Annotated in this window: 19 protein-coding genes; 9 read left to right on the forward strand and 10 right to left on the reverse strand. The window is 45.4% G+C overall.

Going from position 1 to position 26,031, the window contains the following annotated elements; genetic code table 11:
* Nucleotides 1-55 precede the first annotated feature (55 nt).
* The 5 genes from phnE to H6F98_RS17805 form a co-directional block, all read right to left on the reverse strand.
* On the reverse strand, nt 56-910 hold the full coding sequence (gene phnE, locus H6F98_RS17785; protein WP_192220030.1) for a phosphonate ABC transporter, permease protein PhnE: 855 nt from the start codon (nt 908-910) through the stop codon (nt 56-58).
* Entirely contained in the window at nt 907-1,854 is a 948-nt protein-coding gene (locus H6F98_RS17790) for a phosphate/phosphite/phosphonate ABC transporter substrate-binding protein (protein WP_192220031.1), read from the reverse strand. Before H6F98_RS17790 ends, phnE begins: the two co-directional genes overlap by 4 nt.
* Nucleotides 1,855-1,983: 129 nt before the next feature.
* Entirely contained in the window at nt 1,984-2,331 is a 348-nt protein-coding gene (locus H6F98_RS17795) for a hypothetical protein (protein WP_192220032.1), read from the reverse strand.
* A gap of 111 nt (nt 2,332-2,442) precedes the next feature.
* On the reverse strand, nt 2,443-4,719 hold the full coding sequence (locus H6F98_RS17800) for a glycosyltransferase (protein ID WP_192220033.1): 2,277 nt from the start codon (nt 4,717-4,719) through the stop codon (nt 2,443-2,445).
* Between the two features lie 330 nt (nt 4,720-5,049).
* Nucleotides 5,050-5,235, reverse strand: coding sequence for a hypothetical protein (locus tag H6F98_RS17805; protein ID WP_192220034.1), 186 nt, complete (start codon nt 5,233-5,235; stop codon nt 5,050-5,052).
* 142 nt (nt 5,236-5,377) lie between these two features.
* On the opposite strand from H6F98_RS17805, the gene H6F98_RS17810 reads away from it, so the two are divergent.
* Nucleotides 5,378-6,205, forward strand: a complete 828-nt coding sequence (locus tag H6F98_RS17810; protein ID WP_192220035.1) for a nucleotidyltransferase domain-containing protein — start codon at nt 5,378-5,380, stop codon at nt 6,203-6,205.
* A gap of 49 nt (nt 6,206-6,254) precedes the next feature.
* Here H6F98_RS17810 and H6F98_RS17815 read toward each other — a convergent pair whose 3' ends face one another.
* From H6F98_RS17815 to H6F98_RS17825, 3 genes are all read right to left on the reverse strand, one after another.
* Nucleotides 6,255-7,166, reverse strand: coding sequence for a phosphatidate cytidylyltransferase (locus H6F98_RS17815; RefSeq protein ID WP_192220036.1), 912 nt, complete (start codon nt 7,164-7,166; stop codon nt 6,255-6,257).
* A gap of 144 nt (nt 7,167-7,310) precedes the next feature.
* Nucleotides 7,311-7,913, reverse strand: a complete 603-nt coding sequence (cbiT, locus tag H6F98_RS17820; protein WP_192220037.1) for a precorrin-6Y C5,15-methyltransferase subunit CbiT — start codon at nt 7,911-7,913, stop codon at nt 7,311-7,313.
* Between the two features lie 277 nt (nt 7,914-8,190).
* Nucleotides 8,191-9,699: an aminotransferase class I/II-fold pyridoxal phosphate-dependent enzyme gene (locus H6F98_RS17825; RefSeq protein ID WP_192220038.1), complete on the reverse strand. Its 1,509-nt coding sequence runs from the start codon at nt 9,697-9,699 to the stop codon at nt 8,191-8,193.
* 383 nt (nt 9,700-10,082) lie between these two features.
* On the opposite strand from H6F98_RS17825, the gene H6F98_RS34135 reads away from it, so the two are divergent.
* Both H6F98_RS34135 and ychF read left to right on the forward strand, forming a co-directional pair.
* Nucleotides 10,083-10,367: a gamma-aminobutyric acid A receptor, epsilon-like protein gene (locus H6F98_RS34135; RefSeq protein ID WP_192220039.1), complete on the forward strand. Its 285-nt coding sequence runs from the start codon at nt 10,083-10,085 to the stop codon at nt 10,365-10,367.
* 56 nt (nt 10,368-10,423) lie between these two features.
* On the forward strand, nt 10,424-11,515 hold the full coding sequence (gene ychF, locus H6F98_RS17835) for a redox-regulated ATPase YchF (protein WP_192220040.1): 1,092 nt from the start codon (nt 10,424-10,426) through the stop codon (nt 11,513-11,515).
* Between the two features lie 269 nt (nt 11,516-11,784).
* On the opposite strand, the gene H6F98_RS17840 is transcribed toward ychF, so the two are convergent.
* Nucleotides 11,785-13,716, reverse strand: a complete 1,932-nt coding sequence (locus tag H6F98_RS17840) for an acetate--CoA ligase family protein (RefSeq protein WP_396812371.1) — start codon at nt 13,714-13,716, stop codon at nt 11,785-11,787.
* A 524-nt stretch (nt 13,717-14,240) separates the two neighbouring features.
* Between H6F98_RS17840 and H6F98_RS17845 the strand changes: the two genes are divergently transcribed.
* The 3 genes from H6F98_RS17845 to H6F98_RS17855 all read left to right on the forward strand — a co-directional run bounded on the left by H6F98_RS17845 (nt 14,241) and on the right by H6F98_RS17855 (nt 16,770).
* Nucleotides 14,241-14,471, forward strand: a complete 231-nt coding sequence (locus H6F98_RS17845; protein ID WP_242058587.1) for a hypothetical protein — start codon at nt 14,241-14,243, stop codon at nt 14,469-14,471.
* 488 nt (nt 14,472-14,959) lie between these two features.
* Complete coding sequence (locus H6F98_RS17850) at nt 14,960-15,598, forward strand: peroxiredoxin (protein ID WP_192220041.1); 639 nt, start codon at nt 14,960-14,962, stop codon at nt 15,596-15,598.
* 197 nt (nt 15,599-15,795) lie between these two features.
* Nucleotides 15,796-16,770, forward strand: coding sequence for a cysteine synthase A (locus H6F98_RS17855; protein WP_192220042.1), 975 nt, complete (start codon nt 15,796-15,798; stop codon nt 16,768-16,770).
* Here the strand turns inward: H6F98_RS17855 and H6F98_RS17860 are convergent.
* Nucleotides 16,767-17,516, reverse strand: a complete 750-nt coding sequence (locus tag H6F98_RS17860; RefSeq protein ID WP_192220043.1) for a 4'-phosphopantetheinyl transferase superfamily protein — start codon at nt 17,514-17,516, stop codon at nt 16,767-16,769. The genes H6F98_RS17855 and H6F98_RS17860 overlap by 4 nt on opposite strands.
* A gap of 820 nt (nt 17,517-18,336) precedes the next feature.
* Between H6F98_RS17860 and H6F98_RS17865 the strand changes: the two genes are divergently transcribed.
* The 3 genes from H6F98_RS17865 (at nt 18,337) to H6F98_RS17875 (ending at nt 25,923) form a co-directional block, all read left to right on the forward strand.
* Nucleotides 18,337-21,882: an amino acid adenylation domain-containing protein gene (locus tag H6F98_RS17865; RefSeq protein WP_192220044.1), complete on the forward strand. Its 3,546-nt coding sequence runs from the start codon at nt 18,337-18,339 to the stop codon at nt 21,880-21,882.
* A gap of 338 nt (nt 21,883-22,220) precedes the next feature.
* Nucleotides 22,221-22,493: a (2Fe-2S) ferredoxin domain-containing protein gene (locus tag H6F98_RS17870; protein WP_396812376.1), complete on the forward strand. Its 273-nt coding sequence runs from the start codon at nt 22,221-22,223 to the stop codon at nt 22,491-22,493.
* Nucleotides 22,494-22,707: 214 nt separating this feature from the next.
* Nucleotides 22,708-25,923, forward strand: coding sequence for a PAS domain S-box protein (locus tag H6F98_RS17875; protein ID WP_192220046.1), 3,216 nt, complete (start codon nt 22,708-22,710; stop codon nt 25,921-25,923).
* The last annotated feature ends 108 nt before the right edge of the window (nt 25,924-26,031 follow it).

The raw sequence follows: 26,031 nt of genomic DNA on the forward strand, positions 1-26,031 counted from the left end.
TGATTAAAGCTATGATGACTCTCTAAAATCAGTAACACCTAATAAAAACTAATCACTATCCCAAACGTTGCCGTAGATAGGCACTAAGGGCATCAATCAGGCTAACCATTGTCAAAATTAAGATAAGGATAGTAGCAAGTCGGGGAAAATCGAGCAGTTTCAAACTGACCAGTAATTCGTACCCAATACCCCCAGCACCAACAATACCCAGAATTACCGAGGAGCGAACGTTAAACTCCCATAGATATAAGCTAATCCCAACTAGTCCCGGCAGAGCTTCGGGCAATACCGCAAAGGCAAACGTGCGGAGTCGGTCAGTTCCTGTTGCTTCAATGGCTTCAATCGGTTCAGAAGGAATGGTTTCTAGGACTTCGGCATAAAGTTTTGCCATCGAACCTGTTGTGTGAAAGGCTACTCCCAATACACCTGCAAATGGGCCTAAGCCGACAATGGAAACAAATAACAGTGCAAAAATTGCGGTATCAATTCCTCGTAGAAGATTGGAGAACCCCCGCAGGAGTGTAGCTAGCCAGGGTAAGGGGGTAGTGTTTCGTGCCACTAAGAGGGCAAAAGGAACTGCAAATACAATGGCTGCACCTGTACCAACAATTGCGATCGCTAAAGTTTCCCAAATTGCCTCCAAAAAAGACGGCAATTCCGTGAAGTCGGGCGGCCAAAGCCTTATGATCCAATCAGCAAGGCGAGGCAGTCCTTGTAAGAATTCCTGCGGAGAGACTTCTGCGGTTTGGAGGCTAGCCACTAGCACGGCTACCGCCAACAATCCCCAAAATCCTTGTTTCAATAAGCGCCACAGCCCTCCACGCCGATGCTGCTCTGCTTGCAAAATTGCTTCAAAGTCTGGCGTGTAACTTTTTTCTTGAGCGTTTGAAAATGGCGCTCCTTCGGTCATTTCAACTTGCCTACAGATTTACCTGCTGCTTGGATCGGTGCATAGTTGCTGCCATCAGAGGTAACGAAGCCTGTGTAATTTTCTGGTAAAAACTTCTTGGCTTGTTCAGGTGAAAAATTCACCAATACCTGCTGTAGCTTCGTTTTGATATCCTCTGGAAAGCCGCCTCTGACAGCAATGGGGTCATTGGGCAAAGGCTCAGATTGCCAGATAATCTTGATTTTCGACTTGTCAATTCGCCCGGTACTAGCCAATACATCCAGGTTCCGGTCGTAGTCCGAAGCAATATCGGTTTGTCCACTCATTACTGCGATCGCTTGCGCGGCGTGGCTTGCTCCCTCGTTGTAGTCAAACACTGTTTTTGGATCGAGGTTGCGACGCTTAAATTCTGCTTGAGGAATCAGCCAACCAGAAGTTGAGCCAACATCTGCAAGACTCAGTTTTAGCTTATTCCCCTCTTTGCTTTGGGCAATTGCCTCATCCAGGGTATTAAACGGGGCATCAGCACGAGCCATCAAAACAGAATTATAAGTAGGCTTGTCTTTGTATTTGACTGTTGCGATCGCTTTAATGGATGGCTCATTGTGATTGGAAAGAACATATCCCCACGGGCCTAACCAAGCTGCATCCAAAGTACCAGAACGTAGCGCTTCAGAGATACCCACCCAATCCTCTGTTACCGTAACCTTCGCAGGGAGATTCAAGCCCCGTGCTAATTCATTGAACAGCGGCTCAAACTGTTTGCTGTTCTCACCTGGAGTTGGGAAGTAGGGACCAACTCCAAACTTCAACTCAGTCAGTTGAGTAGCAGAATTACTGGCAGCCGTTGGAGACGTTTCAACTTTGGGCTGGCTACTACAGGCAACCACGACTATTAAGGTTAATACACCGAAAATAAGGCTTTTCAGCCAGCGTTTCACTGAAATTTTCTGGAAGTCACTCATGAGTTAGTTGATGCAGTTAAGAGTGTTTCGGCTCGAATGAGAGTAGGCAACAACCGAAGTCGATTGCCTTATAGGTTTGACAAATCCCTCTTGGGGAAGGATACGAGGTACTGAATTTAGCATATTAACCTAAGTCGAATGGCACTGACTTAAGCCACATTGATACCTTTGTCGGTTGGGGCAAAAATCGACTGCAAGCAAGAGACACCATGAACTGCCGTACACAACGAAAACCTGAAAGTCTCTTTCTCCCCATTCTCTATTCCCAACTTTCAAGATAGGTCTATTGATGAGGTTGTTCACTAGTGCTAATTGCTCATCTGGGTGGGTTTGAGCCTCAATGTCTACTTGCTGAATGTCGCCAAGCCATTGGTTAAGGGTTTGCGCTGACTCTGCTTTCCATGCCCGATAATTCACTCGTCCTTGAGTATCAACGTACTGGCGTAAAAGCTTGCCCCAGGTAGCAAAGTTAATCATGGTTAGCTAAGAACCTTGTCTTGATTCGGCTATTACGGAGGGTGTCGCTTAGTGCAAGAAGGCAGGAGGACTATTGCTACAGTAAGCTTTTAACCTTTTCCAACTCGATAGTTATTTCCGCCACCCTGCACTTAGTAGATTTCGCCGTTTATCGAATAATACTCTGGGCTTGAGCAAAATTTTAAATAGCAGGAAAAGCGATCGCAATTCTCCTGGAGTGTCCCGACGTTGCCATTGCCCAGGACGGCAAAATAACATTTCTACTAAACGCCGTTGTTGCTTAACGGGAGGAGTGTCGAAGGCTACCTGTAGAGTAGAGAATAATTTCTCTTGGCTGGTTTGGGTTACTACTCCAGATAGTTGCAATTTCTCCTCCATCATTTCCAACTTTGCTGGCAGAGTTTCTAATTTCTCTAGGGGAAGTGGAATCGCTTGGGTCAATTTGATGGACGCGCCAATTTCTGAAATTTCTGTTGTAATACCCCACAAGGTTTGATTAGCGACCTCAACGCGCACGACTCGCTGCAAATCAAACCACTCATAAACATCCTGTTTCGGGACATCCAGCAAAATTAGTAAGGAGATGCCTATTAGTAATAGGTTGTAGGCGCTCCAAATCCATCCTAAACTGATACCTTCAAACAAGTCTTGCTGGTCGGGAGCCATTGTGTGCATTGAGGGCGAATACAGGAGTGCCATTCCTAAGTTGTGCCATAAGCTGATGGCTGTAGCGATGAATAGGATAATTAGAGGCCAAGCCAAAGCCCAATTAAACACAAAGCGATCGCGTTTTATTCCTTTGGGTGTCACTTTAAATCCTTTAGAAAACGGATTCAGCATTACTTGAATTACTGTTAGCGCTAAGGGAAAACAAAAGGCTAGAGAGTAAATATCTGAGAGTAAAGCTGATCGAGAACGATAGTTCAACCAGGAAAAAAACGACAACTGCACGAGGTAGTAAGGTAGGAAAAAATACAGTAATTCAATTAAAGAGGTTTGCATCGGAATCACACCAAAGAATGAATAAGCCAGTGGCATGATGAGAAACCCCACCCGTGAGAAGCTGGTGAACCAATGCAGTAATCCTTCTAAATGCGCCAACCTTTGAATGGGTCGTAATCCAGGAATTGTTAAAGGATTTGTCTCCAGAAAAAAAGCCTGTAAAGTACCCCTTGCCCACCGTAGTCGTTGAGCGACATGGGCAGCAATATTTTCTGCGGCTAACCCAGCACTTAATTTTTCATCTAAATAAATTAGCTGATACCCAAGGGCACTGATGCGAATGCCAGTAAAGTAATCTTCACTCAATGAATTGGTCACAAAACCACCAGCCGCTTCAAGGGCACACCGTCTGACGACAAAGGATGTTCCGGCACAGACAACCCCACCAGCACCATCCCGAATTGGCTGGATTTGCCGATAAAAGACTTCTTCTTCGGGAGTTAAGACATCTTCTAAGCCTAAATTGTGAGCGATTGGGTCAGCATTGTAGAAACTTTGGGGCGTCTGGACTAAGCCAATCTTCTCATTTTGGAAAAAGCCAACGGTGCGCGTGAGAAAGTTTTTGGTAGGAACAAAATCAGCATCGAATACAACAATTAATTCTCCCTTGGTTTTTGCGATCGCATGGTTTAAGTTTCCGGCTTTGGCATAGCGACTCTCATTGCGAGTTATATAAACACAGCCTAATTCAGAGGCTAATTTTTTAACCTCTGGACGCTTGGTATCATCAAGTAAGTAAACTGTTTTGTTAGCATAATCAATTGCCTGACAGCCAATGATTGTCCGGCGCAGGATAAAAACAGGCTCGTTGTAGGTTGGAACTAAAATATCAACGGAGGGTGTATACCTACCCGACATTACAGCTAAGGCGACCTGCGATGCTTGTTGGCTACGGTCTTTGACATTCAGCATTAAAAATAGCTGAATGGTACTGCTAAAGAGTACTAACATTTCTAAGAAAAATAACCACAGACTAAAGACACCATTGAGGGGATTCGATAAATTCAGGGTAGAAAGCGATCGCCACAAAACATAGCGCCCCATCAAGCCCAGCAAAATTCCCACAACCAGCCAGCCCGACCAACGACGAGGACGAGGTGAAATCTTCATCACCACAAAGATTCCGACAAGCAAGCCAAACGTGGGCAGCAGTAAATACTTCTGATGAGACGTTGGTGCTTGTAGCCAGATTGGCGGATTTTCCTGCAACACTTTGAGTTGGGCAAATACCTGCGTTATTGTCCCTTCTCCAGCTAACCAAGCCGCCGCTACGACAATGGCACTAAGCACAATGCCTAGCATCACTAGTGTTGCCACACGCAGCCGGAGAACCCGCCTAAAGAGACGATGCCTTGAATGAAAGCGCATGAACTGTGAAACTGACATTTCTTCCTTTGCCGCCTTAACGCTCAAGTTACCGAGAGAAATTGTTTCAAAAGTTTACAATTCGGTCTTACTGCAATGATAGCGAGTGATGGCAGGTAAACAGGAGAGCATCGTCAGTGGAAGTCTCCCAAGGTCAGCTCAAAGTTAAAGCAGTTGTCGTGACAATGTTTGATGAGGGAGACGATGTAATTGGTGAATCAGGGGAATTTAAGTAGGGTATGGTGCGATCGCGAAAATTTGAATATCGTTTAGCCTTAAAAGGGGTTTCAAGCCGTTGTTATGGGCAATGGGAAACAAAAAACACCACAACGAAGCTTTATGGAGTCCTCGTTATTTTGCTATATCTGCTGACAGTGTAAGAATTTGCTGAACCTCATCATGCTTTCTCAATTCGTAACCGTCCCCTTCTAGACAAATTTCACAGGGAAACAGGTTTTCGTCCTCATGATGGCGTAAGGAGTAGGATGAATTTCCTACCTCATTGGGAATATTTGTTAAGGCTATAGTTAAATTCATTGATTATTCTGTTTCGACCTCTAGGTTGAGGCTAGGTTGAGTGTTCTATATCACTATTAAATAATGAACCAAGCTTTTGCCTATCCAACTACCTTCACTGTAAGAGGCAAGCAAAAGCCGCGAAACCTTTGGCGACGGTATTATGCAATCTCACGCACTTCAAGAAAACGAACTCGATCCGAAAACTCGCACCTTCTATTGCCAATTAATGGATATTTTGAGTAAATCTCAAATGCCGTTTCTCGTCGGTGGCGGGTATGCTTTCGTTCGTTACACGAGAATTGCACGACAGACGAAAGACTTAGACCTTTTTGTTCGTCCTAATGATTGTTCACGCATTTTAGAGTTTCTCGCACAGCAGGGCTATCGGACTGAGATGACTGCTTCTCACTGGTTGGGAAAAGCTTTTTCTAGCGATAGCGAGGACTTTGTTGATCTGATCTTCAAGTCTGCTAACGGTTTGAGTGAGGTTGATGATCTCTGGTTTGAACATGCCGTTGAAGAGGACGTTCTGGGAATGTCTGTGCTAATCTGCCCGGTGGAGGAAATGCTCTGCTCAAAGGCATTCGTGATGGCACGCGATCGCTTTGATGGTCCAGATGTTGCACACCTACTGCTTGCCTGTAGCGAGCAAATAGATTGGTCGCGCCTACTTTATCGCTTTGGTGAGCGCTGGCGAGTACTCTTGAGCCATTTGATTCTCTTTGGCTTCATCTATCCTGGAGAGCGATCGCTAATTCCAGACTGGGTTATGAAAGAGCTGTTCCAACGTCTACAACAGGAGTTAGACAGTGCCCCTCCGACAGAAAAACTCTGTCAAGGTTCGCTTTTATCGCCATTGCAGTATCAAATTGATGTCGAGAAATGGGGATATCAGGATGCACGAGTTTCTCCTAAAGGTGGTATGACACCCGCAGAAATCTCCGATTGGACAGCTCATTTGAAGGAAGAAAAGGAAGAAAAAAGCTGATGGTTGATAGCTGACAGCTTTCTGCTATGAATTATTTTTCTAGAGGTTCCTAACCTAATAAGAATGGTGGCAGAAGAGGCAACAAGAGAGTCACGAAATAATAAACTAAAGGCGCAGTAAAGACATAGCTGTCTGTCCGGTCTAACATTCCTCCATGCCCCGGAATTAACTGTCCTGAATCCTTTACCCCAGCATCTCGTTTCATCATTGACTCGGTTAAGTCTCCAAGCAAGCTAGCAATACCAACGAGGGTGCCTAAAATAATGCCACTGACTTGCCAGCTAGGCCAGTGTAGATACCAAGCCCCAACTATGGCGACAGCAATACTACCTGCAACACCAAAGATTGCTCCTTCAACTGTCTTTTTGGGACTAATAATCGAAAGGCGAGTACGACCAAAAAATTTACCAAAAAAGTAAGCCCCAATATCTGCTGCCCAAATGCAGCCAAAGCCTAATAGTGTTGCCGTCAAGGCTTCCGGTAGGGCACTAAAGTCAGTCCATGAGCTAGGCCAGTACCCGCCTAAAGGAAGGTTATTAGCAGAAGCTGTAGCATCAAGAGGAAGGGATGACGCATGTGTCAAGCCGACTCGTAAACGAACCCAATAGCTGGGGAGATAGCCACCATAGAGTAATCCCAAAATTGAAGAGGCAACATCAGCAATCGTCGCCATCTTGGGTTGGAAGAGAAGGTAGAAACAGATAAAGGTGCCTGCTATTGGAAATACGGCATCTGTGAGAGTCGGTGAAAGGGTAGCTGTAACCAATAGCAGCAGACTTACAACAATCGTACTTTTGGCAGCTGGTTCAATTCCCTTTGCCCGAACCAGTTGAAAGTATTCCAATAAACCCAGGTAGACAATAATGGAAAAGCCAAGGGTAAAGTACCATCCCCCAAGAATGATCATCCCCAAGGCTAGGGCGATCGCAATGATTCCACTTAAAATTCGGGGCCAAGACATAGGATGCTTTAGTAGAAGACAGTTGGGTCAAACTGTCCAGATTAAGAGGGGCAGGGTCAAACAAGAGAGATTATTACAATCTCATCAAACGAAAGCATATACTTTTGCTTACTTTAACGAATTCACGGCAAACTGCAATCTAATCTAATCAAGCTTTTCACCGCTCAAGATAAAAATTGGATCAACAGCGGCAAAGGTTTGATGGGTGCCTCGTGTTTCCAAGCGATTAACGGCTGATTGAACGACTTCAATGTTGCGAGCGTGTAACTCAGCAAAGCCTTCAGACAAAGCATAGAGACTTTCTAGATTAGCCGCTGTTGCGACGACTCGACCGGAGGGTCGTAAGTATTGCCAAACTTCCTTAAGAATTTCCTTAATTGCACGTCCTCCCTCAATGCAGATACGGTGAGGCGATTGAGGTAGGTCTTTCAGGCATTCTGGGGCACTCCCTTCAACAACTTCGACATTGTAGACCCCAAAGCGATCGCAGTTGCGCCGAATTAAATTAGCCACGTCCTCATCTCGTTCTATCGCAATAATCTTACCCTTGGGACATAATAATCCTGTTTCTACTGTAATTGTGCCCGTCCCAGCACCAATATCCCATACTAAGGAGCTAGGTTGCAGCCGTAAGGCACAAATCAAGAGCAACCGTACTTCTCTCTTACTAAGAGGAATACCTGGTAACCGCTCAAATAAATCATCAGGGATGCCTGGTGTAACATAAGGCCAGAGTTCAGAAGGCATTTTGGCGCTAAGAAGATAGCGAGAGTTTTCCCTAGGTTAACCCAAGCCCTACTGGGAATTGTTCATCACATAGCAAAAGGCAGAAGGCAGAAGGCTTTTATGTTTATTACTAATACGTGGTTGTTTGGGTCGTTAAAGAAAGTCCTAACCTTTATGGCGACAGCTATACCTCGTGCATTTATCTTGTCTAGGGATTTGCGAGGAGGATGTCACTAAGCTTTCGGTAAAATCTGCACCGTTCTATCACTAACAACTAACAACAATCACCTAACAACAATCACCTAACAACTTTCAATGTTTTGAAACTGGGGTCGCTGCAACCCGTGATTTGACCCCCCAAGGTAAGGACTTGTTGTAGGTATTCAATCGCAGCGGGATTGATGACTTCTCCAGGCATTAAAGCAGGAATTCCAGGAGGGTAGGGACAGACTAACTCAGCACTGATGCGGTCTAAGGTTTGCTCAAGGGGTAGTGTTTCAGTTGGGGAAAAGAAAGCGTCACGCGGAGAGATTGCAGGACTGATGGTAAAGGATGAAGGATGAATCAATAGCAATTCTGCTTTCCATTTTTGGAAGACATCTTGCAATGGCGTGATGGAGTTTGGATGGTATTTATTTTGAGTAATCGTAGTGAAAGCATAGACTAACTGCTGAATATCAGCTTCTGTATTACCTAAACTAATGATAAAGGTGAGATGTTGAAGTGTCGGCAGTTCCGCAATCACACCAAGTTGTTGATGAAAAATTTCATCTGCCTCAAATCCGCTCAACCCTAACTCCAAAACTCTTACAGTGAGACGGGTTCGGTCGAGGGCAAATAAGCCTGGGCTTTTTACAGCGTCTAAAACCGATAGTCCAGGAATCTGGCTAATTTTCTTCCTCGCATCATCAGCTAGCTGCAAGGTTTGGGTCATCAGTTCTTCTCCGTGCAGTGCCATTTGTTGCCGTGCCGCATCTAACGAAGCGAGGAGTAAGTAGCTAGGACTGGTAGATTGGACTAACTGTAATGCTTTACTCAATCGTTCTGGCTCTACTCGTTTACCTTGGAGGTGCAGCATCGAGGCTTGAGTCATCGCACCAAGAATCTTGTGAGTTGATTGCACCGTTAAGTCAGCACCTGCGGATAAGGCGGAAGGTGGCAAGTCTGGATGGAAGGCAAAATGAGGCCCGTGAGCTTCATCAACGAGTAAAGGGATGTTGTATTGATGAACCAGCTTAGCGATCGCATTAATATTTCCACAAGCACCGTGATAGGTTGGGTACACCATCATCACAGCCTTGGCATCGGGATGTTGCTTGAGAGCTGCGGCTACGGCAACTGGTGTGATACTGTGGGCGAGGTCAATGGCAGGGTCATATTCCGGGTTAATAAATACAGGCACTGCCCCAGAGAGAATTAAACCTGCGATCGCAGATTGATGAATATTTCGAGGTAAGATAATTTTTTCCCCTGCACCACAGGTAGCTAGGATTGCCGCCATCACCCCAGCCGTTGAACCATTAACGAGAAACCAGGTTTCCTCTGCCCCAAAGGCTGCCGCCGCTAATTCCTGCGCCTCTTGGATGACCCCTTCAGGAGCAAACAAGTTATCCAAACCTGGCAACTCTGGTAAATCAGCAAGAAATACCAATGCGCCCAACAAATCTAGTAGCGGTTGAGGGATTCCTTTTCCCTGCTTGTGTCCTGGTGCATAGAAAGGCGCATGATGCTGATGAGCCGCTGTCCGGAGAGCGTCTACCAAGGGTGTTCTAGTCTGTGATTGTCGATGAACGTGGCGATTAGTCATAGGCGATATACAAGGGGAAGCCCACTTACAAATCGTATCTAACTGCTCGTGAGATGCTTTTGCTGTGTTGCACGAGCGACAATGCCCCCATACGGATTGATGTTCTCTACAAACCTTGCTCTATGTAGCCGTTAGTTGAGACTACACACGTTTGTTAATTCAGTTTTCGACAAAAAAAACGAGGTGACAGGAAGTCGTCTATCTAAGCCCTGAGTTTTGCCTTGGCTTGCCCTGAATTGCAATTAATTTAGGTCTGCTGTTATAAGATTATCCAAACTCACTGTCTTTTGCTAAGTGCTTTGAAGGTGTAGCCATTTGGGGAGATGTGAGGTTTTAAGATTCCCTCTAAAGTAGTAAGGTCAAATCATGGAATTAAACATTTGATGATTAACCCAAGTCCGCAACCCACTCCGGGTCCACAAATCCCCGGTACAGAGCCAACGCCCTTACCATCCCCAAATCCTCAGCCATCACCTGATCCAATACCCGTACCTGAACCCGTACCCAGTCCAATTCCTCAACCGGCTATCCCAGAACCCGTACCCGAACCCGTACCCAGCCCAATTCCTCAACCTGCTGTTCCAGAACCTGTGCCGGAGGTCGTTCCCTCCCCGATTCCTCAGACAGTACCCACGCCAATTCCCCAAACAATTCCTGAACCCAAATAAAATTAAGATGATTTAAGTTTCATCTAACTGCTGATACAACTCATCCTCAAACTGCCATGCTAAGAGCCGGAATAGTTGGACTACCCAACGTTGGCAAATCGACCTTATTTAACGCCCTAGTTGCCAATGCCAAGGCTGATGCGGCGAACTTCCCCTTCTGCACGATTGAGCCGAATGTCGGTGTTGTTGCTGTACCGGATGAGCGGTTGCAGGTTCTCGCCAAAATTTCTGACTCTGAGCAAATTGTGCCGACTCGTGTGGAGTTTGTCGATATTGCGGGTTTAGTCAAAGGGGCAAGTAAAGGCGAAGGATTGGGCAATCAATTCCTCGCCAATATCCGAGAAGTCGATGCAATAGTTCATGTTGTGCGCTGCTTTGATGACGATGATATTATCCATGTCTCTGGTTCTGTTGACCCAGTGCGAGATATCGAAGTGATCAATCTGGAATTAGCGCTATCCGACTTATCTCAAGTTGAGCGCCGCATTGAGCGCACCCGTAAGCAAGCACGTTCTAATAAAGATGCTCAGTTGGAACTCGAAGCCCTAGAAAAGCTAATTGCTGGTTTGAATGAAGGTAAATCCGTGCGGCACATTCACTTAAGTGAAGAAGAAACGGAAGCGGTGAAACCATTGGGGTTACTGACGAGTAAGCCTATCATCTACGCCGCGAATGTGTCTGAAGATGATTTAGCAACAGGCAACGAATGGGTAGAGCAAGTGCGGCAGATTGCAGCAACAGAAAATGCCCAAGTTGTTGTTGTTTCTGCTCAAGTCGAGTCAGAACTTGTTGAGTTACCAGAAGAAGAGCGAGCGGATTTCCTAGCATCCCTTGGTGTGGAAGAAGGCGGGCTAAAATCCTTGATTCGAGCTACTTATGAACTTTTAGGCTTGCGTACCTACTTTACTACTGGCCCAAAGGAAACCCGCGCCTGGACAATTAATGCTGGCATGAAAGCACCGCAAGCCGCAGGTACAATTCACACTGATTTTGAGCGGGGTTTTATTCGAGCAGAAACAGTTGCCTATAAAGACCTTGTGACATCTGGTTCGATGAATGGTGCCAAGGAGAAAGGTTTACTGCGCTCCGAAGGTAAAGAATATGTAGTGCAAGAAGGGGATGTGATGCTTTTCCGGTTTAATGTGTAGGGTGTCACAAAGTAACTTAGCTCTGGTAAAGCGCTAAATCACTTTATACCTTAAGAAATAAAGATTCACCGATTCTTCTTCTATCCAGATTTAACAGCCCAAACGACCACGTACCAGTAATAAACCTTCTGCCTTCTGCTATATCAAGCTGCACAATGCAAGCTATATAGACAAAGAGTCAGTGCCTGGAAGTAGAAATCTCAGCACTGACTCTAACTAGCCCCAACCTTAGTTTCTAGAAGCCATCACATCTTGCAGTGGAGCAAAGATTACAAAAGGGTGCCAATTTCCTTTAAATGCACACGGGTAAATGGTTCAGTAGAACCAAGTGTGTACTGTTCCACCAAGCCCTTACGTCGGATTGAGACATTATCTCCTTCCCTGACAACAACGGTAGAGTCATCAAAGACATCCCGCGTTAGGATCATCTCTGTTTCTGTGGGATTATCTAGAACTACCATGTTGCTTCCGTGGTAAAACATCCCATCCTGTTCCAAAACATCCTCCCCATACTCAGCGATGAGCAAGTCAAGCTTGGGATGACGCATCAAATTTTGGACATTGCTGTTGTAATCCTTGTTCAGAATTTTTTCAGAACGGTTCACAAAGACGGCTTCCCGACAAACCGCACCAATTATCCACTCTGGATGTTGGAGAAGAATATGGTCAATTGTTTCCTGAAGGTCTGGGACTGAAATCCGATTGAAGGTAATAATCGGTATTCTTGCATCTGCCTCAGACTCAAAGAATGTGTCAATGATGTGTGAAGGTACATCAACACTCTCACCAATTGCAGGTCTTAGATGCATGGAAATCCCTGGTGCTGAATTGATTTCCAGAATGCCAAAGTCTCCAGATTTCCAGGATTTTGCCAGACTCTGAGCAATCACATCAATGCCAAGGCAAGTGAGTCGAAAGTGTTGGGCAATGTCTTGTGCCAGGACAATATTGTCAGGATGAATTGTACGAGTTGCATCAATACTTAAGCCACCTGCTGAGAGATTAGCGACTTTGCGAAGGTAGACTATGCGCTCTTTTTCAATCACGCTATCTAATGACAAGCCTTGTTCCTCTAGAAACCGTTCCATTGACTCATCAGTTTGGATCTTTCCAAGAGGTGAGGTTGGTGTATCAATACGTGCAGGTTTGCGGTTCTCACGCTTGATCAATTCAGCAATTGTTGAGTGTCCATCTCCCACAACCGAAGCAGGACGGCGTTCAGTCGCCGCGACAAATCTACCGTTGACACAAAGCAGACGAAAATCGGCTCCTTTGATACTCTTCTCGACGATGATTTCTTCGGGTTGACCCTCAACAATTGCGTCAACCGCTCTACCAAAGGCAAACCTCAGCTCCTCGGCATTTTGCACATCCGCTGTTACCCCAATCCCTTTGTGACCAACTACTGGCTTAACAGCAACTGGGTAACCAATCCTGTTCGCTACTGCTAAAGCCTCCTCACGAGAGACAACAATGCCACCTTGAGGAACCGGAAAGCCTAATGTGCCCAGGATAGTCTTGCAGTCATCTTTACGAGTGGTAAAGTCCGAATCGAGATGGCTATCACAATCAAAGGTTGTCGCTATGCCACGAACCTGTTTCTTTCCATAGCCATATTGCATCAGCCCTTCTTCCCACAGATAAAAAGCGGGAATGTTTTTGTCGAAGGCGGTTCTATATAAGGCGTAGACTGTAGGACCACCGTAGACTGAACGCCGGAATATCTCTTGAAGAGTTCTAATTTGCTCCTCAAAAACAATGTCTTGGTCTTGAGTAATTGCTTCAAACCAGTCCCAAACCGCATAAACGACAGCTCGTTGAGTACGAGCATGGAGTGCTTGAACGGCAACCTTGACATACTTCTCACCAGGCTTTAGTGCCCAACGATTGAGGTGCAGCCCCATATCAAGTTTGCCGACTTCTGATACTGTCCGAGCGAACAGATGAACATAGGATTCGTATGTCTCTTCCCCTAGGCGTGGATAACGTTCGCTGATACACGAGACATAATCGTCAAGTGGTCGAGGCTCTAGATATCCGGTAAACGCAAAATCAAATACTAGTGATGCCGTATCCAAATAAGGGTTAGGACCGATGTAATACCTTAGATTGAAGATATCGAAAGCGTCACTTTTCCGAGCATTGACGCGGGGCGGTGAATCAGTATTTTTGTCTAAAACCATTAAATGTTCTTGAGCCATTAAATTACTCCGTATAGATCAACCATTAGGCAATCTGTATGCTCAGTCGTGCTTACCTAAACTTATTGCTTGCTGGGTTGAGTTTAAGGTTGGCACTTATGGCATAGATGATTAATTGAGCTTATGTCTTGGGTGTTTTCCACTAGCCTATTGCCTGAGCAACAAGACACAATTTCTGTCCTAGTTGAACCTAACCATATTACCGCTGTGCTTTCCTCTATCGTAGGGAATCTAGAATTTGGTAGAACTACTCCCTAACCTGAGATTTTTTGTTAGGACAATAGGGAAAATCCTGTAGGGCTAGATGATAAGCTTAGCTAAGTACTATTACTCAAAAGTAGAATAGGCGATCGCAAATTTCCAGCGTTACTATTGCTTGGCATTTGATAATTCTTTTCATAAGTACATTTACTGAAAAAGCGCTAGATAGAAAAATTGTGTATCAAAAGCTACAACCTTTGACCGATGCCAGTAAGCCTCAAATTGTAGAGCATGAATAAAAAAGTTTTTAGGAAAGAGTAGATATGAACAGCACAAAGGATATGACTAGCACGAAAGCTCAGCTTAGGACAGAAGTCCGCAAACTTGCTGAAGAAGCTTTCCATCTCAAACTTATTTCTGGCTATGGTGATGGTCAATACAGCGATGAATACCAGATTGTTTACAACGGTAAACCCAAGCATTTTCCCCTAGAACGTGCTCGGTTATTTTTACGTAACTTAATGGCAACCCGTCGAGAAAATCACTGGCATTGAAACTAAAGAGTTTGTACAAAATTAAATGTGCATTTTTAGTCTCAAGCCATTGAAGTAAACCCCAATTCATCTTAGGGCTGTCTTCATATTGCCCTAAGATGATTTTCCTATTGGCAAAGTTGCTTTGCGCTAATTGACTCAAAAAAGAGGAATAACTCCAATTTCATCAGAAGTGGTAAACTTCTATGTCTACAGTCGCTCGAACAATCGTGTGAATGAGGTCTAGTAAGTAGATACTACTTCCGTAAGTGGGAAAAAGAGCTTCTCCTCGAAAAGCTTCTTCCAGTGAACGCCTACTTTATCCCTCAAGTACCTGCCTTTGACTTTTTGAGAGAGTATGAGAGCTAACCCTGAGGTTGGCATAAGCAAGCCATAAGACTCCGCCACTCGGTCAAATCCTAAATAGATCAAAAAATCGATCGGGAAACCGTTGTTTTATGGCAAGATAAAAAATTGTCTGTTTTGAGCAATGATGAGGAAATTTAGCTATGGCTTTACGACTAGGCGATACAGTACCCAACTTTACCCAAGCTTCTACTGAAGGCGAAATCAACTTTTACGAGTGGGCAGGTGACAACTGGGTTATACTTTTTTCCCACCCTGCGGATTTCACGCCCGTTTGCACCACCGAACTAGGCACCGTTGCCAAACTCAAGCCCGAATTTGATAAGCGTGGCGTTAAAGCATTAGCGCTGAGCGTTGACGATGTTGAATCCCACAAAGGTTGGGTAGGAGACATTGAAGAAACTCAGCAGACAACTCTTAACTATCCGATTTTGGCAGACCCGGATAAAAAAGTCTCCGATCTCTACGACATGATTCATCCGAATGCCAATAATACATTAACGGTGCGATCGGTTTTCATCATCGACCCTCAGAAAAAACTACGGTTGAATTTCACCTACCCTGCCAGCACAGGTCGCAACTTCGACGAAATTCTGCGGGTAATTGACTCTCTTCAACTAACGGACAACTACAAAGTTGCAACTCCAGCTAACTGGACTGATGGAGATGATTGCGTGATTGTCCCTTCAATCAAAGACCCGGAAGAATTAAAAGAGAGATTCCCCAAAGGTTACGAAGAAGTCAAGCCCTACCTGCGGATGACACCGCAACCTAACAAGTAACGATTGTGTGAGTTGAGTAGGGTGGGCGTTGCCCACCCTATTTCTCATAAGGTAATCATAAATAAAGGTAGTCTAGAAGCTCAATTCTTTCCCTCATCAATAACACTCTCACTCGTGAGAGTGAGCTTCTTGGGCATTTTGTGTAAACAAAGAGGTTAGAACTTATCCTAAAAACTACACCAAATACTGAAAGAAATATGGATATCAAACCAGGCTTTGTCGGAACGGTAGGTAACACGCCACTCATCCGGCTTAACAGTTTTAGTGAGGAAACTGGCTGCGAAATCCTTGGTAAAGCAGAGTTTCTTAATCCGGGCGGCTCTGTGAAAGACCGAGCGGCACTTTATATTATTCAAGATGCCGAAAAAAAAGGCTTGCTCAAGCCTGGGGGTACCGTTGTTGAGGGAACAGCGGGTAATACTGGTATTGGTCTAGCTCATATCTGTAATGCTAAGGGCTACAAGTGTTTGATTGTTATTCCAGACACTCAATCACAAGAGAAGATGGATGCCTTGAGAACGCTAGGTGCCGAAGTTCGTCCTGTTCCCGCTGTACCTTATAAAGACCCCAACAACTATGTGAAGTTGTCTGGACGCCTTGCCGAAGAGATGGAAAATGCCATCTGGGCGAATCAGTTTGATAACCTAGCAAATCGGCAAGCGCACTACGAAACTACTGGTCGAGAGATTTGGGAACAGACTGAGGGAAAAGTTGATGCTTGGGTTACCGCTACTGGTACTGGTGGCACATTAGCGGGTGTCTCATTGTTCTTGAAAGAAAAAAACCCTAACATCAAAACAGTAGTCGCTGACCCAATGGGTAGTGGTCTATACAGTTATGTCAAGACTGGCGAGATTCACACCGAGGGTAGCTCAATTACAGAAGGCATTGGTAACAGCCGCATTACAGCGAATATGGAAGACGTTCCCATTGATGATGCAATTCAAGTGGACGATCGCGAGGCGGTAAGAGTAATTTATCAACTGCTTAGGAAAGATGGGCTATTTCTGGGTGGTTCTTCAGGTATTAATGTGGGAGCGGCTGTTGCTCTTGCTCAAGAAATGGGACCCGGTCACACGATTGTTACTATCCTGTGTGATGGTGGTGCCCGTTACCAGTCACGATTATTTAATCAGGAATGGCTCGCCTCGAAGGGACTTTCACCTGATTAAGAGCCTTGCAAGTGCCAGCAATCCAGATGCCAGTTTTGTCCCTCCACAGCAAGAGTTGCCATGTAGTCAATGGCTGGTGTCAGTGATTCCAGTCTCCACTGGGTAGGCGGTTGGCAATCTTTATTGATGCTCAGCAGCCGAGGTGGTTCTCCTAGATCTAGGGAAACCTCAACTTGTTCTAACTGAGCTAGTCCCTCACCTGTGGCTTTGAGGTAGGCTTCCTTGCAAGTCCAGGCGTGAAAGAAGGCAATTTGCTTTTGGTCTGGGGGAAGGGAATGAATGATTGCAAATTCACGAGGCGAAAAGAAGCGTTGAGCTAGCTTCTCTACATCGGAAGTTGAGCGGATATATTCGAGGTCAACGCCAATTTTGCGATCGCGTGTGACGGCATACAGCACTAGTCTCTGAGAGTGAGAGAGATTAAATTGAATCGTACTGTCTACACCTGTGGCAACGAGAGACGGTTTGCCACGGGAACCATAACAAAACTGTAGTTGCTCTGGCGCAACGCCAACATAGCGGCTAAGGATCGTTCGCAGTAGCCCACGACCGACGATAAAACGCTTCCGGTCATGCTCATAGTAAAATCGCTTAGCTCTAACTTGCTCATCTTCAGATAGCGTTTGCGACAGCTTTTCTACCGATGCTGTTGGTTGTTCTAGTTCAGCACGCCAGACATGGACATCTTGACTCGACAATATAAGGTTATCTGGCGGATGACTCCACAAACGGCTTTGACTAGGCACAAGCTAAACCAATCTTTGGATAAACTCGTTAAGACTTTTAGATTTTGAACATTTGCCCTTAGCGATCGCACAATTCAACATTGCCGTTGCTAAAACCAAAGAGTAATTTAAGGCGATCGCAATTTTCTTACTTAGGGGTAACACACCTGTGCTTTGAGTTGCGCCATCTACTTGGGTTACCCAAACCTTGTAAAATTAAGCCATTAAACAGCAAACACTTTAGCGCAATCCTTCTAAATTCATACCATACTACAAAATGTTTTTTTCTGCCAGAAGGTTCATCAAATCTTAACATGAATTCCTATTTAACTATAGTGTCTTGAGCCTATTGATAAATACCAGAATCTCCACCAATAGTAGACTTATCAACAATATTTATTGCTTCTTTATATATAATTTTATCGAAAAAATATGGCACTTTTAGGCTATTGATAGTTATCGTAAGTAAAGTGAAGATGCTTATCTTAAAAAGACAGCTATTGGACAAGTACTTGCAGATTTCATGACTTTGCGATTTGCAGGTTCTGCCAAAGAGGATGGGTGCCTCTGCGTTAGCTAACAGACTTCCTAAAACAGTCGTATAGAAGGATTTCCCGCTAATTGAGTTTCTCAAGCGGCGGCTGTTGCTTTGTCGGAATTCTAGGGAAGATGTTTCGGGCGACCACATTGAAATTTTCAAAGAACCCCATGTCCGGATGCTAGGAGAAAACCTCTGTAAATGCTTGGAACAGGCACATTTAACTCAACTCCATCAAGCTAGTTCCCACCCCATAAAGCTAAGTCCACCTGTAATTAGGTGTGGTTTGGGGAAAGAAAACCAGTGAGCAAGTCCAATCATGTTGGTATTTACCATTTACTGTTTCAACCCGATTTAGAGATGCTATCGACAACACTTACAGAACAAAGCTTGGCCTACTGGAAACAACAACTAGCTGGCGCTCCTCCCGTGCTGGAGTTAGCTACCGATCGTCCCCGATCTGCGCTCCGCAATAGTGCAGAGCGATCGCCATTTCAGACCGGACAAGGTGCGAGGCAATCTCTAGAACTCCCCAAACCTTTAACCGAAGCGCTCAAGGAGTTCTCGCAACAGGAAGGCAGTCCCTTGTTTGTAACGCTGCTGGCAGCGCTCAACATTTTGCTGTATCGGTACACAGGACAGGAAGACATCCTCGTCGGTTCTCCTGTTGGCGATCGCAACGGTGTAAACAGGGATGGGCTGATTGGCTCGTTTGTCAATACTTTGGTTTTACGAACTAAGCTTTCAGGTAACCTGAGTTTTCGAGAACTGCAAGCTCAGGTACACGAGGTAACTTTAGAAGCCTCTGCTCACCAAGACTTACCCTTTGAAACGCTTTTAGAAGAACTACAGGCAGAACGTAATTTGAGTCATCACCCCTTATTTCAGGTGATGTTTGTTCTCCAAGAGGCTTCAACACTATCTCTAACGCTGCCCAATCTGACTGAAAGTTCTACCCAAGTTGAGAGTCCGATAGCAGCGTTGGATTTGTCCCTTGTTTTAAAAGAAACATCACAAGGCATCAGTGGTTGGTTTGAATACAATGCTGATTTATTTGATGCAGCAACAATTACTAGAATGACGGGTCATTTCCAGACCTTGCTAGAGGGTATCCTTAGTAACCCCGACACTCGCGTTTCGGATTTACCCCTCTTAACAGCCGCAGAACGATATCAATTGCTAGTGGAGTGGAATAACACTCAGGCAGATTACCCTAAACAGACCTGCATTCATCAACTATTTGAAGAATTGGTTGAGCGGACACCCGATGCCGTAGCCGTAGTCTTTGAAGACCAGCAGTTGACCTATCGGGAACTCAACAGTAGGGCGAATCAACTGGCACACTACCTACAAGGATTGGGAGTAAAACCCGACGTGCTGGTAGCAATCTCTGTAGAGCGCTCTATAGAAATGGTTGTAGGCTTTCTGGGCATCCTCAAGGCAGGTGGAGCTTATGTTCCTCTAGACCCATCCTATCCCCACGAGCGTCGAGCTTACAAGCTCCAAGACTCCCAAACACCAGTGATTTTAACCCAAGAGCGGCTAGTCGCCTCTCTGCCCGACCACAAGGCTTCGGTGATTTGCTTAGATGCGGATTGGGAACTCATTGCTCAACAAAGTTCAGAAAACCCAATCAGCGAGACAACAGTTCAGAATCTCGCCTATGTCATCTACACCTCCGGTTCTACGGGAAACCCGAAGGGAGTGATGATTACTCATCAAGGGATGGTGAACCATAGTGTAGCGATCGCCAAGCAGTTTGACCTCAAAAACAGCGATCGCGTTCTGCAATTTTCGAGCATGAGTTTCGATATTATCATCGAAGAACTCTTTCCAGCTTTGCTCAACGGCGCTACAGTTATCTTCCGCACGGAAGAAATGCTTTCTTGTACGGCAAGCTTTTTACAGTTCGTTGAACGAGAGCGAGTCTCCATTTTGAACTTTCCAACCGCCTTCTGGCATGAGTTGGTAAACGGGATGTCTCTACTAAAAGAACCTATGCCTACCAGCGTGCGCTTAGTGGTTGTGGGTGGGGAAAAAGCGTCGCGTTCTGCCTATTCAACCTGGTTACAACTCGTTGGGGAGTATCCCCGTTGGCTAAATACCTATGGACCCACTGAAACTACGGTAACAGCCACAGTATATGATCCTCTTGCCGCTCCAGAAATCGACCGCGCTAGAACAGACATTCCAATTGGTCGTCCGATAGCTAACGTTCAAGCCTACATCCTCGATCAGCAACTACAGCCTGTCCCAATTGGGGCGCCGGGTGAACTCTATATTGGTGGTGCTGGTCTAGGTCGGGGTTATCTTAACCGTCCCGATTTGACGGCTGACAAATTCATCCCCAATCCCTTCAGTGATGAACCCAATGCACGCCTCTACAAGACTGGAGATACCGTGCGCTATCTACCGGACGGCAATATTGAATTCGTCGGTCGCATTGACTTTCAAGTAAAAATCCGTGGCTTTCGCATTGAGCTAATGGAGATTGAGAGAGTACTGGAACAACACCCAGCGGTTCAGCAAGTTGTTGTGATTGCCCGTGAGGATGAACCTGGAAGGAAGCGTCTAGTCGCCTACGTGGTTGCCAAACGGGAACTAGTCCCAACAACTAGCGAAGTTCGCAGCTTTCTTAGGGAAAAACTCCCAGATTATATGGTGCCTTCTGCCTTCGTGATGCTAGAGGCTCTACCGATGACTCCTAATGGCAAAGTAGATCGCCGCGCCCTTCCATCTCTTAACCCAACAGACATTGAGTCGGAAGGAACCATCGTGGCACCCCGCGATTCGTTGGAATTGCAACTGACAAAAATTTGGGAAGAGGTTTTAGGTATTCAACCTCTCAAAATTACGGACAATTTGTTTGATTTGGGTGGACACTCCTTGTTAATCATGCGGTTAGTTGCACAAATCAATAATGTGTTCGGCACAAATCTGCTGGGACTTACTCTTTTTGAAGCACCAACAATTGAGCAACTCGCAAATCTTTTGCGACAAGAAGGATGGTCAACGCCTTGGCGATCGCTTGTAGCAATTCAACCCGAAGGTGATAAGCCGCCTTTCTTCTGTATCCATGAGGTGACTGGTAGCATCCTCTTTTGTCAAAAATTAATCCCTTACCTTCCTTCCCAACCTATCTATGGTCTACAACCACTAGGTTTAGATGGTAAACAAGCTCCTTATCGGCGGATTGAGGACATGGCAGCTCACTACATTAAAGATATACAAACCATCCAGCCGAGTGGCCCTTATTATTTGGGAGGTTTTTCCTTTGGAGGCTTGGTAGCCTTGGAGATAGCTCAGCAGCTACTTGCCCAAGGACAACAGGTAGCGCTGCTTGCTTTGTTTGATTCTTGTGTGTCAGGTTATATCAAGCCGTTGAAAGCATTGCCGTGGCTCTTGCATCAAATGAAGCAGCTTATACGACATGGACCTAACTACATTTTGGATCGGGTAAGAACGAAAGCGAAATCGCAAGATCAACAGCTCCAGGATAAAGTCACAGACGAGGTGTCGATGTTGGCTCAAACCTTAAACCTCGACAGTAAAAGTTCAATGGATCAGGGCATTTTTTCGGTCATGGAGGCTAACATCCAAGCGGAAGAGGACTATGTACCACAAGCCTATCCCGGTCAAGTGCATCTCTTGAGGGCGATCCTTGAACCAGCTCCTGAAGGTTGCTATCTTGACCCTCAACTCGGCTGGGGTCAAATAGCGATCAACGGAGTAGAAATCTCTAATGTTCCTAGTACGCACCCTGATATGTTCAAAGACCCCCATATAAAAGTTCTGGCAGAACACCTGAAGGATTGCTTGGACAAAGCACAGACCACAGCTAAAGATTAGAAAAGTACGTGTCAATTCAAACTATTGTCAGCGTACTTGTAATCATGGTGTTCACATTTCCCAGCGCAATTCTCTGTTTAGATGCCGTCTTTTGCGCGAGTCTTGGCGATTGGCGGCTTTCCATCTGATTGGTTAGGATGGGCAGGGTAGCTCATCATAAGACTAAAGCGTTGTTAGTCAACAACTAACGCTCTCAAAAAACGAATTACTTAACTATGCGCTAGTTAAACGCGAGAGCTGCTTAGTATAAACGTTGCCGCTACCCAGCTAACAGAGCAGCTAGGTACGGACGCTATTTATAAATGGTTAAATTTATAGAATCTTCGAGACAGATACTAGTGTGTCAGAGCCGTAGTTGCCGCAAGCAGGGGGCAGCCGCCGTTTTAGAAGCTTTTCAAGCCTTGCCAGTGACCCATGTCACAATAGTAGGTAGCAGTTGTCTGGGACAATGCGGTGGCGGCCCGATGGTTCTAGTGATGCCTGAAGAAATTTGGTACAGTGGAGTCCACGCCAGTGAAGTCACTGCGGTGGTCGAACGCCACCTAAAAGGTGGGCATCCTGTGGTGTCTATGCTCTATCCTAAATATCATCGGTCAACTCGGCAGTCCTAATCTACTGACCGACCCTAGGTGCGGAAATTATTTCTCGTACAGGAAGTGCGGTCACTTTGTGACTGGGCAAGAATGAGCCTGATACTACTTCAGTGGGTGCATTGTTAAGAAATGTTGAGTAGGGCTTGCGCTAAACTCAGTTAAGCCCATTTGAGTTTAACTGAGTAACAAACCCTAACTATCCTTAGCAAACTGCCAATTGTTGTTACGCTTTATGCAATACCTGGATAAGAGTGACACCCGACTGAAGCTAGCACTACAGGTCACGAATACTGGCATGTGGGAGTGGGATATACGGACGGGTCAAGTTGCCTTGTCTGAAAATATTGACCAACTCTTTGGTATAGCTCCCGAAACACTTAAAGGAACTTACAAAAGCTTACTGAAGCTAATTTATTTCGCCGATCGCCGAGCTGTGACTCAAGCGATCGCACGTTCCATTAAAGAACAAGTTGACTGTGATATAGACTTTCGCATCACTTGCCCTGATGGAAGTATTCATCGGCTAGCAACACAAGCACGAGTGTATTACGACGAACGCTCCCATCCCATCAAGATGACTGGAGTTTGTCGGGACATTACCAGGGAGAGGATTACGGGTGAGAGCTTGCCGGGAACAAGTTTTGAGGGCAAGAGTTCTGACAAAAAGACTTGGAACAACAGCGAGAAGCAGGAAATCCCAGTTTCGTGTGTACTCATCTCCCATCACATAGAAAGCAGTGAGACTGAGCTAATTTCTACGCTTACCCATGACACCACGCCAGCGAAACAAGCAGAGGAAGCGCGGGCGCGGAGTGAAGCCAAATGGCGATCGCTAATTCAAAATTCCTCTGACCTCATTACAATCTTGTCAGCGGACGGGACTATCCTCTACGAAAGCCCTGCGATTGAACGCATCCTCGGTTACTCGCCTGAAGAATTAATTGGGCAACCTGTCTTAAAGTACATTGCCCCACAAGACACAGACGCAATCACAGAGGCAATCGACAAGTCAGTCGTAGTGGGTCATGGAGTCACCTTAATATCAAACATGGTATTTCGTTGTCTGCGAAAAGATGGGACTTGGTGTTTCCTCGAAGCATCCAGCACCAACCTCCTGGAGGATGAAGCAGTCGGTGGCATTGTGATCAACTCTCGTGATGTTACAGAACGCCTCAAGGTTCAGGAAGCACTGCGGCAAAGTGAAGTGCGTTTCCGAGCCATCTTTGAAGGGGCAGCGTTAGGGATTGCCTTATGTGACCCCTCAGGAGATCTATTAACCAGCAATCCCGCTATGCAAAAACTGTTTGGCTATACCGAGATTGAGCTACGCCAGCGAACGATTACCCATCCAGACGATGTTGCGGCTGACTTCAACTTGTACCAAGCTTTACTAGCCGATTCTATTTCCTCTTATCAGTTAGAGAAACGCTACTTCCACAAAAGCGGCAACTTAGTCTGGGGACGGCTGACGGTTTCGCTTGTCCGAGATAAGGCAAGAAAACCACTGTTTGTTGTAACAATGGTTGAAGACATCACAGCAGCTAAGCAAACAGAAGCTGAACTCTTGCGGATTAGCAAAGCGGTTGAGAATGCAAGTGATGCGATTGGCATCACTGACTCGATGGGTTCAAGGCTCATCTACCTCAACGCCGCTTTTTGCCAGATGTTTGGCTATACGCTAGAGCAGTTGAATGCTAGGGGGGGGTCTTTTTGCCTCTTCCCCAACCCCAAAGTCATGCACGAGGTATCTGCCATCACGATTAGTGGTCATTCGTGGCAAGGCGAAGTAGAGATGATCACCAGTAGTGGAATTGTTAAGCAGATTGCTCTACGCACAGATGCCATTAAAGATGTAGCAGGTGAGGTAGTAGGCACCATCGCTATTCATACTGATATTACAGAACGCAAGCAGGCAGAAGCCGCCTTGCGACGTTCCTACTACCGTGCTGAATTAATTAAACAAATCACAACCGAGATTCGTTCCTCACTTGACCTCCAGCAGATTTTTCAAACTACCGTGGCGCGAGTTGGACAAGTCCTACAAACCAACCGCTGCATGATTTACCTCTATCAAGACACACCCCAACCCCAGCTACCACTTGTTGCGGAGTATTTGGAATCTGGGTATTCCTCCCTCCACGGTTTTACCGGGTCAGTGCAGGGAAATCTTTATGCGGAACGAGTGCTGGCAACCGATCAAGCGATCGCTTTTACCAATGTCTACACAGAACCGTCACTAACCACTGCCATAGATTGGTATCGGGAAAAGAATATCAAATCAATGGTCTGCATTCGTACCTCTTATCAAGGCAAACCCAATGGTGTACTAAGCCTACATCAATGTGATTCTTACCGTAACTGGCTAAGCAGCGAGATTGAGTTAATCGAAGCCGTTGCCGCTCAAGTTGGCATTGCTGTAGCTCAAGCTAGTCTTTTGGACAAAGAAACACAGACAGCTGCACAACTTGCTGAACAAAACACAGCCCTCCAGTTGTCTGAAGCGCGTGCCAATACCAAAGCTACAGAACTAGAGCAAGCCTTAGAGGAATTGCAACGTACTCAAGCTCAATTGGTGCAAACCGAAAAAATGTCCAGCTTAGGTGAGTTAGTTGCTGGTGTGGCGCACGAAATTAACAATCCCGTTAGCTTTATTACTGGCAATATCAACTATGCCTGTGAGTACATCCAGGATTTACTTCAAGTTGTTAACCTTTATCAGCAGCATTATCCCGAACCCGTTGAAGTGATTCAAGACGAGGTTGAGGAGGTCGATCTTGAGTTTGTTATTAAAGACCTTCCGAACCTAATGCGGTCAATGAAAGTTGGCGCTGACCGCCTTCACGAAATTGTACTTTCATTGCGGAACTTCTCAAGGCTAGATGAAGCTGAAATGAAGCTAGCTGATATTCACGAAGGCATTGATAGTACTTTACTTATTTTAAAGAATCGTTTGAAAGCTAAGGGAGAAAGCCCAGAAATTCAGGTTATTAAAGAGTACGGAGTACTGCCTTTAGTGGAATGTTACGCAGGGCAGCTAAACCAAGTATTTATGAATTTGATTAGCAATGCGATCGATGCGTTGGAAAGTAAGGGAGAAGAAAAAGACAACAGTTTTCAACCAAAATTTGAAAAAAATCAACAAGTCAATCAGTCTCTTACCACTGCACCCACAATCAAGATTTCTACTGAAGCTAATAGCCATAACTGGGTAGTAATTCGGATTGTTGATAATGGTGTAGGGATGACAGACGAAGTACAACAAAAGCTGTTTGACCCATTCTTTACGACCAAGCCCTTGGGTAAAGGTACGGGTTTAGGATTATCAATCAGCTATCAAATTATTGTTGAAAAACACGGTGGGAAATTGCAGTGCATTTCTAAACTAGGCCAAGGTACTCAGTTTATTATTGGGATTCCAATGCGACATCCTGACAAAGAAATGGTTTAAGAACACTTAAACCATCATCCAGTTCAAGCCCTCTGCTTACCCAGTACGTTTCTATAAGACTATCGGGACAGGAAGTGCAAAAATCAAACAAATCAGGGAGCAGTTTCG

The sequence above is a fragment of the Microcoleus sp. FACHB-SPT15 genome, assembly GCF_014849525.1.
GTDB lineage: Bacteria > Cyanobacteriota > Cyanobacteriia > Cyanobacteriales > Coleofasciculaceae > Symplocastrum > Symplocastrum torsivum.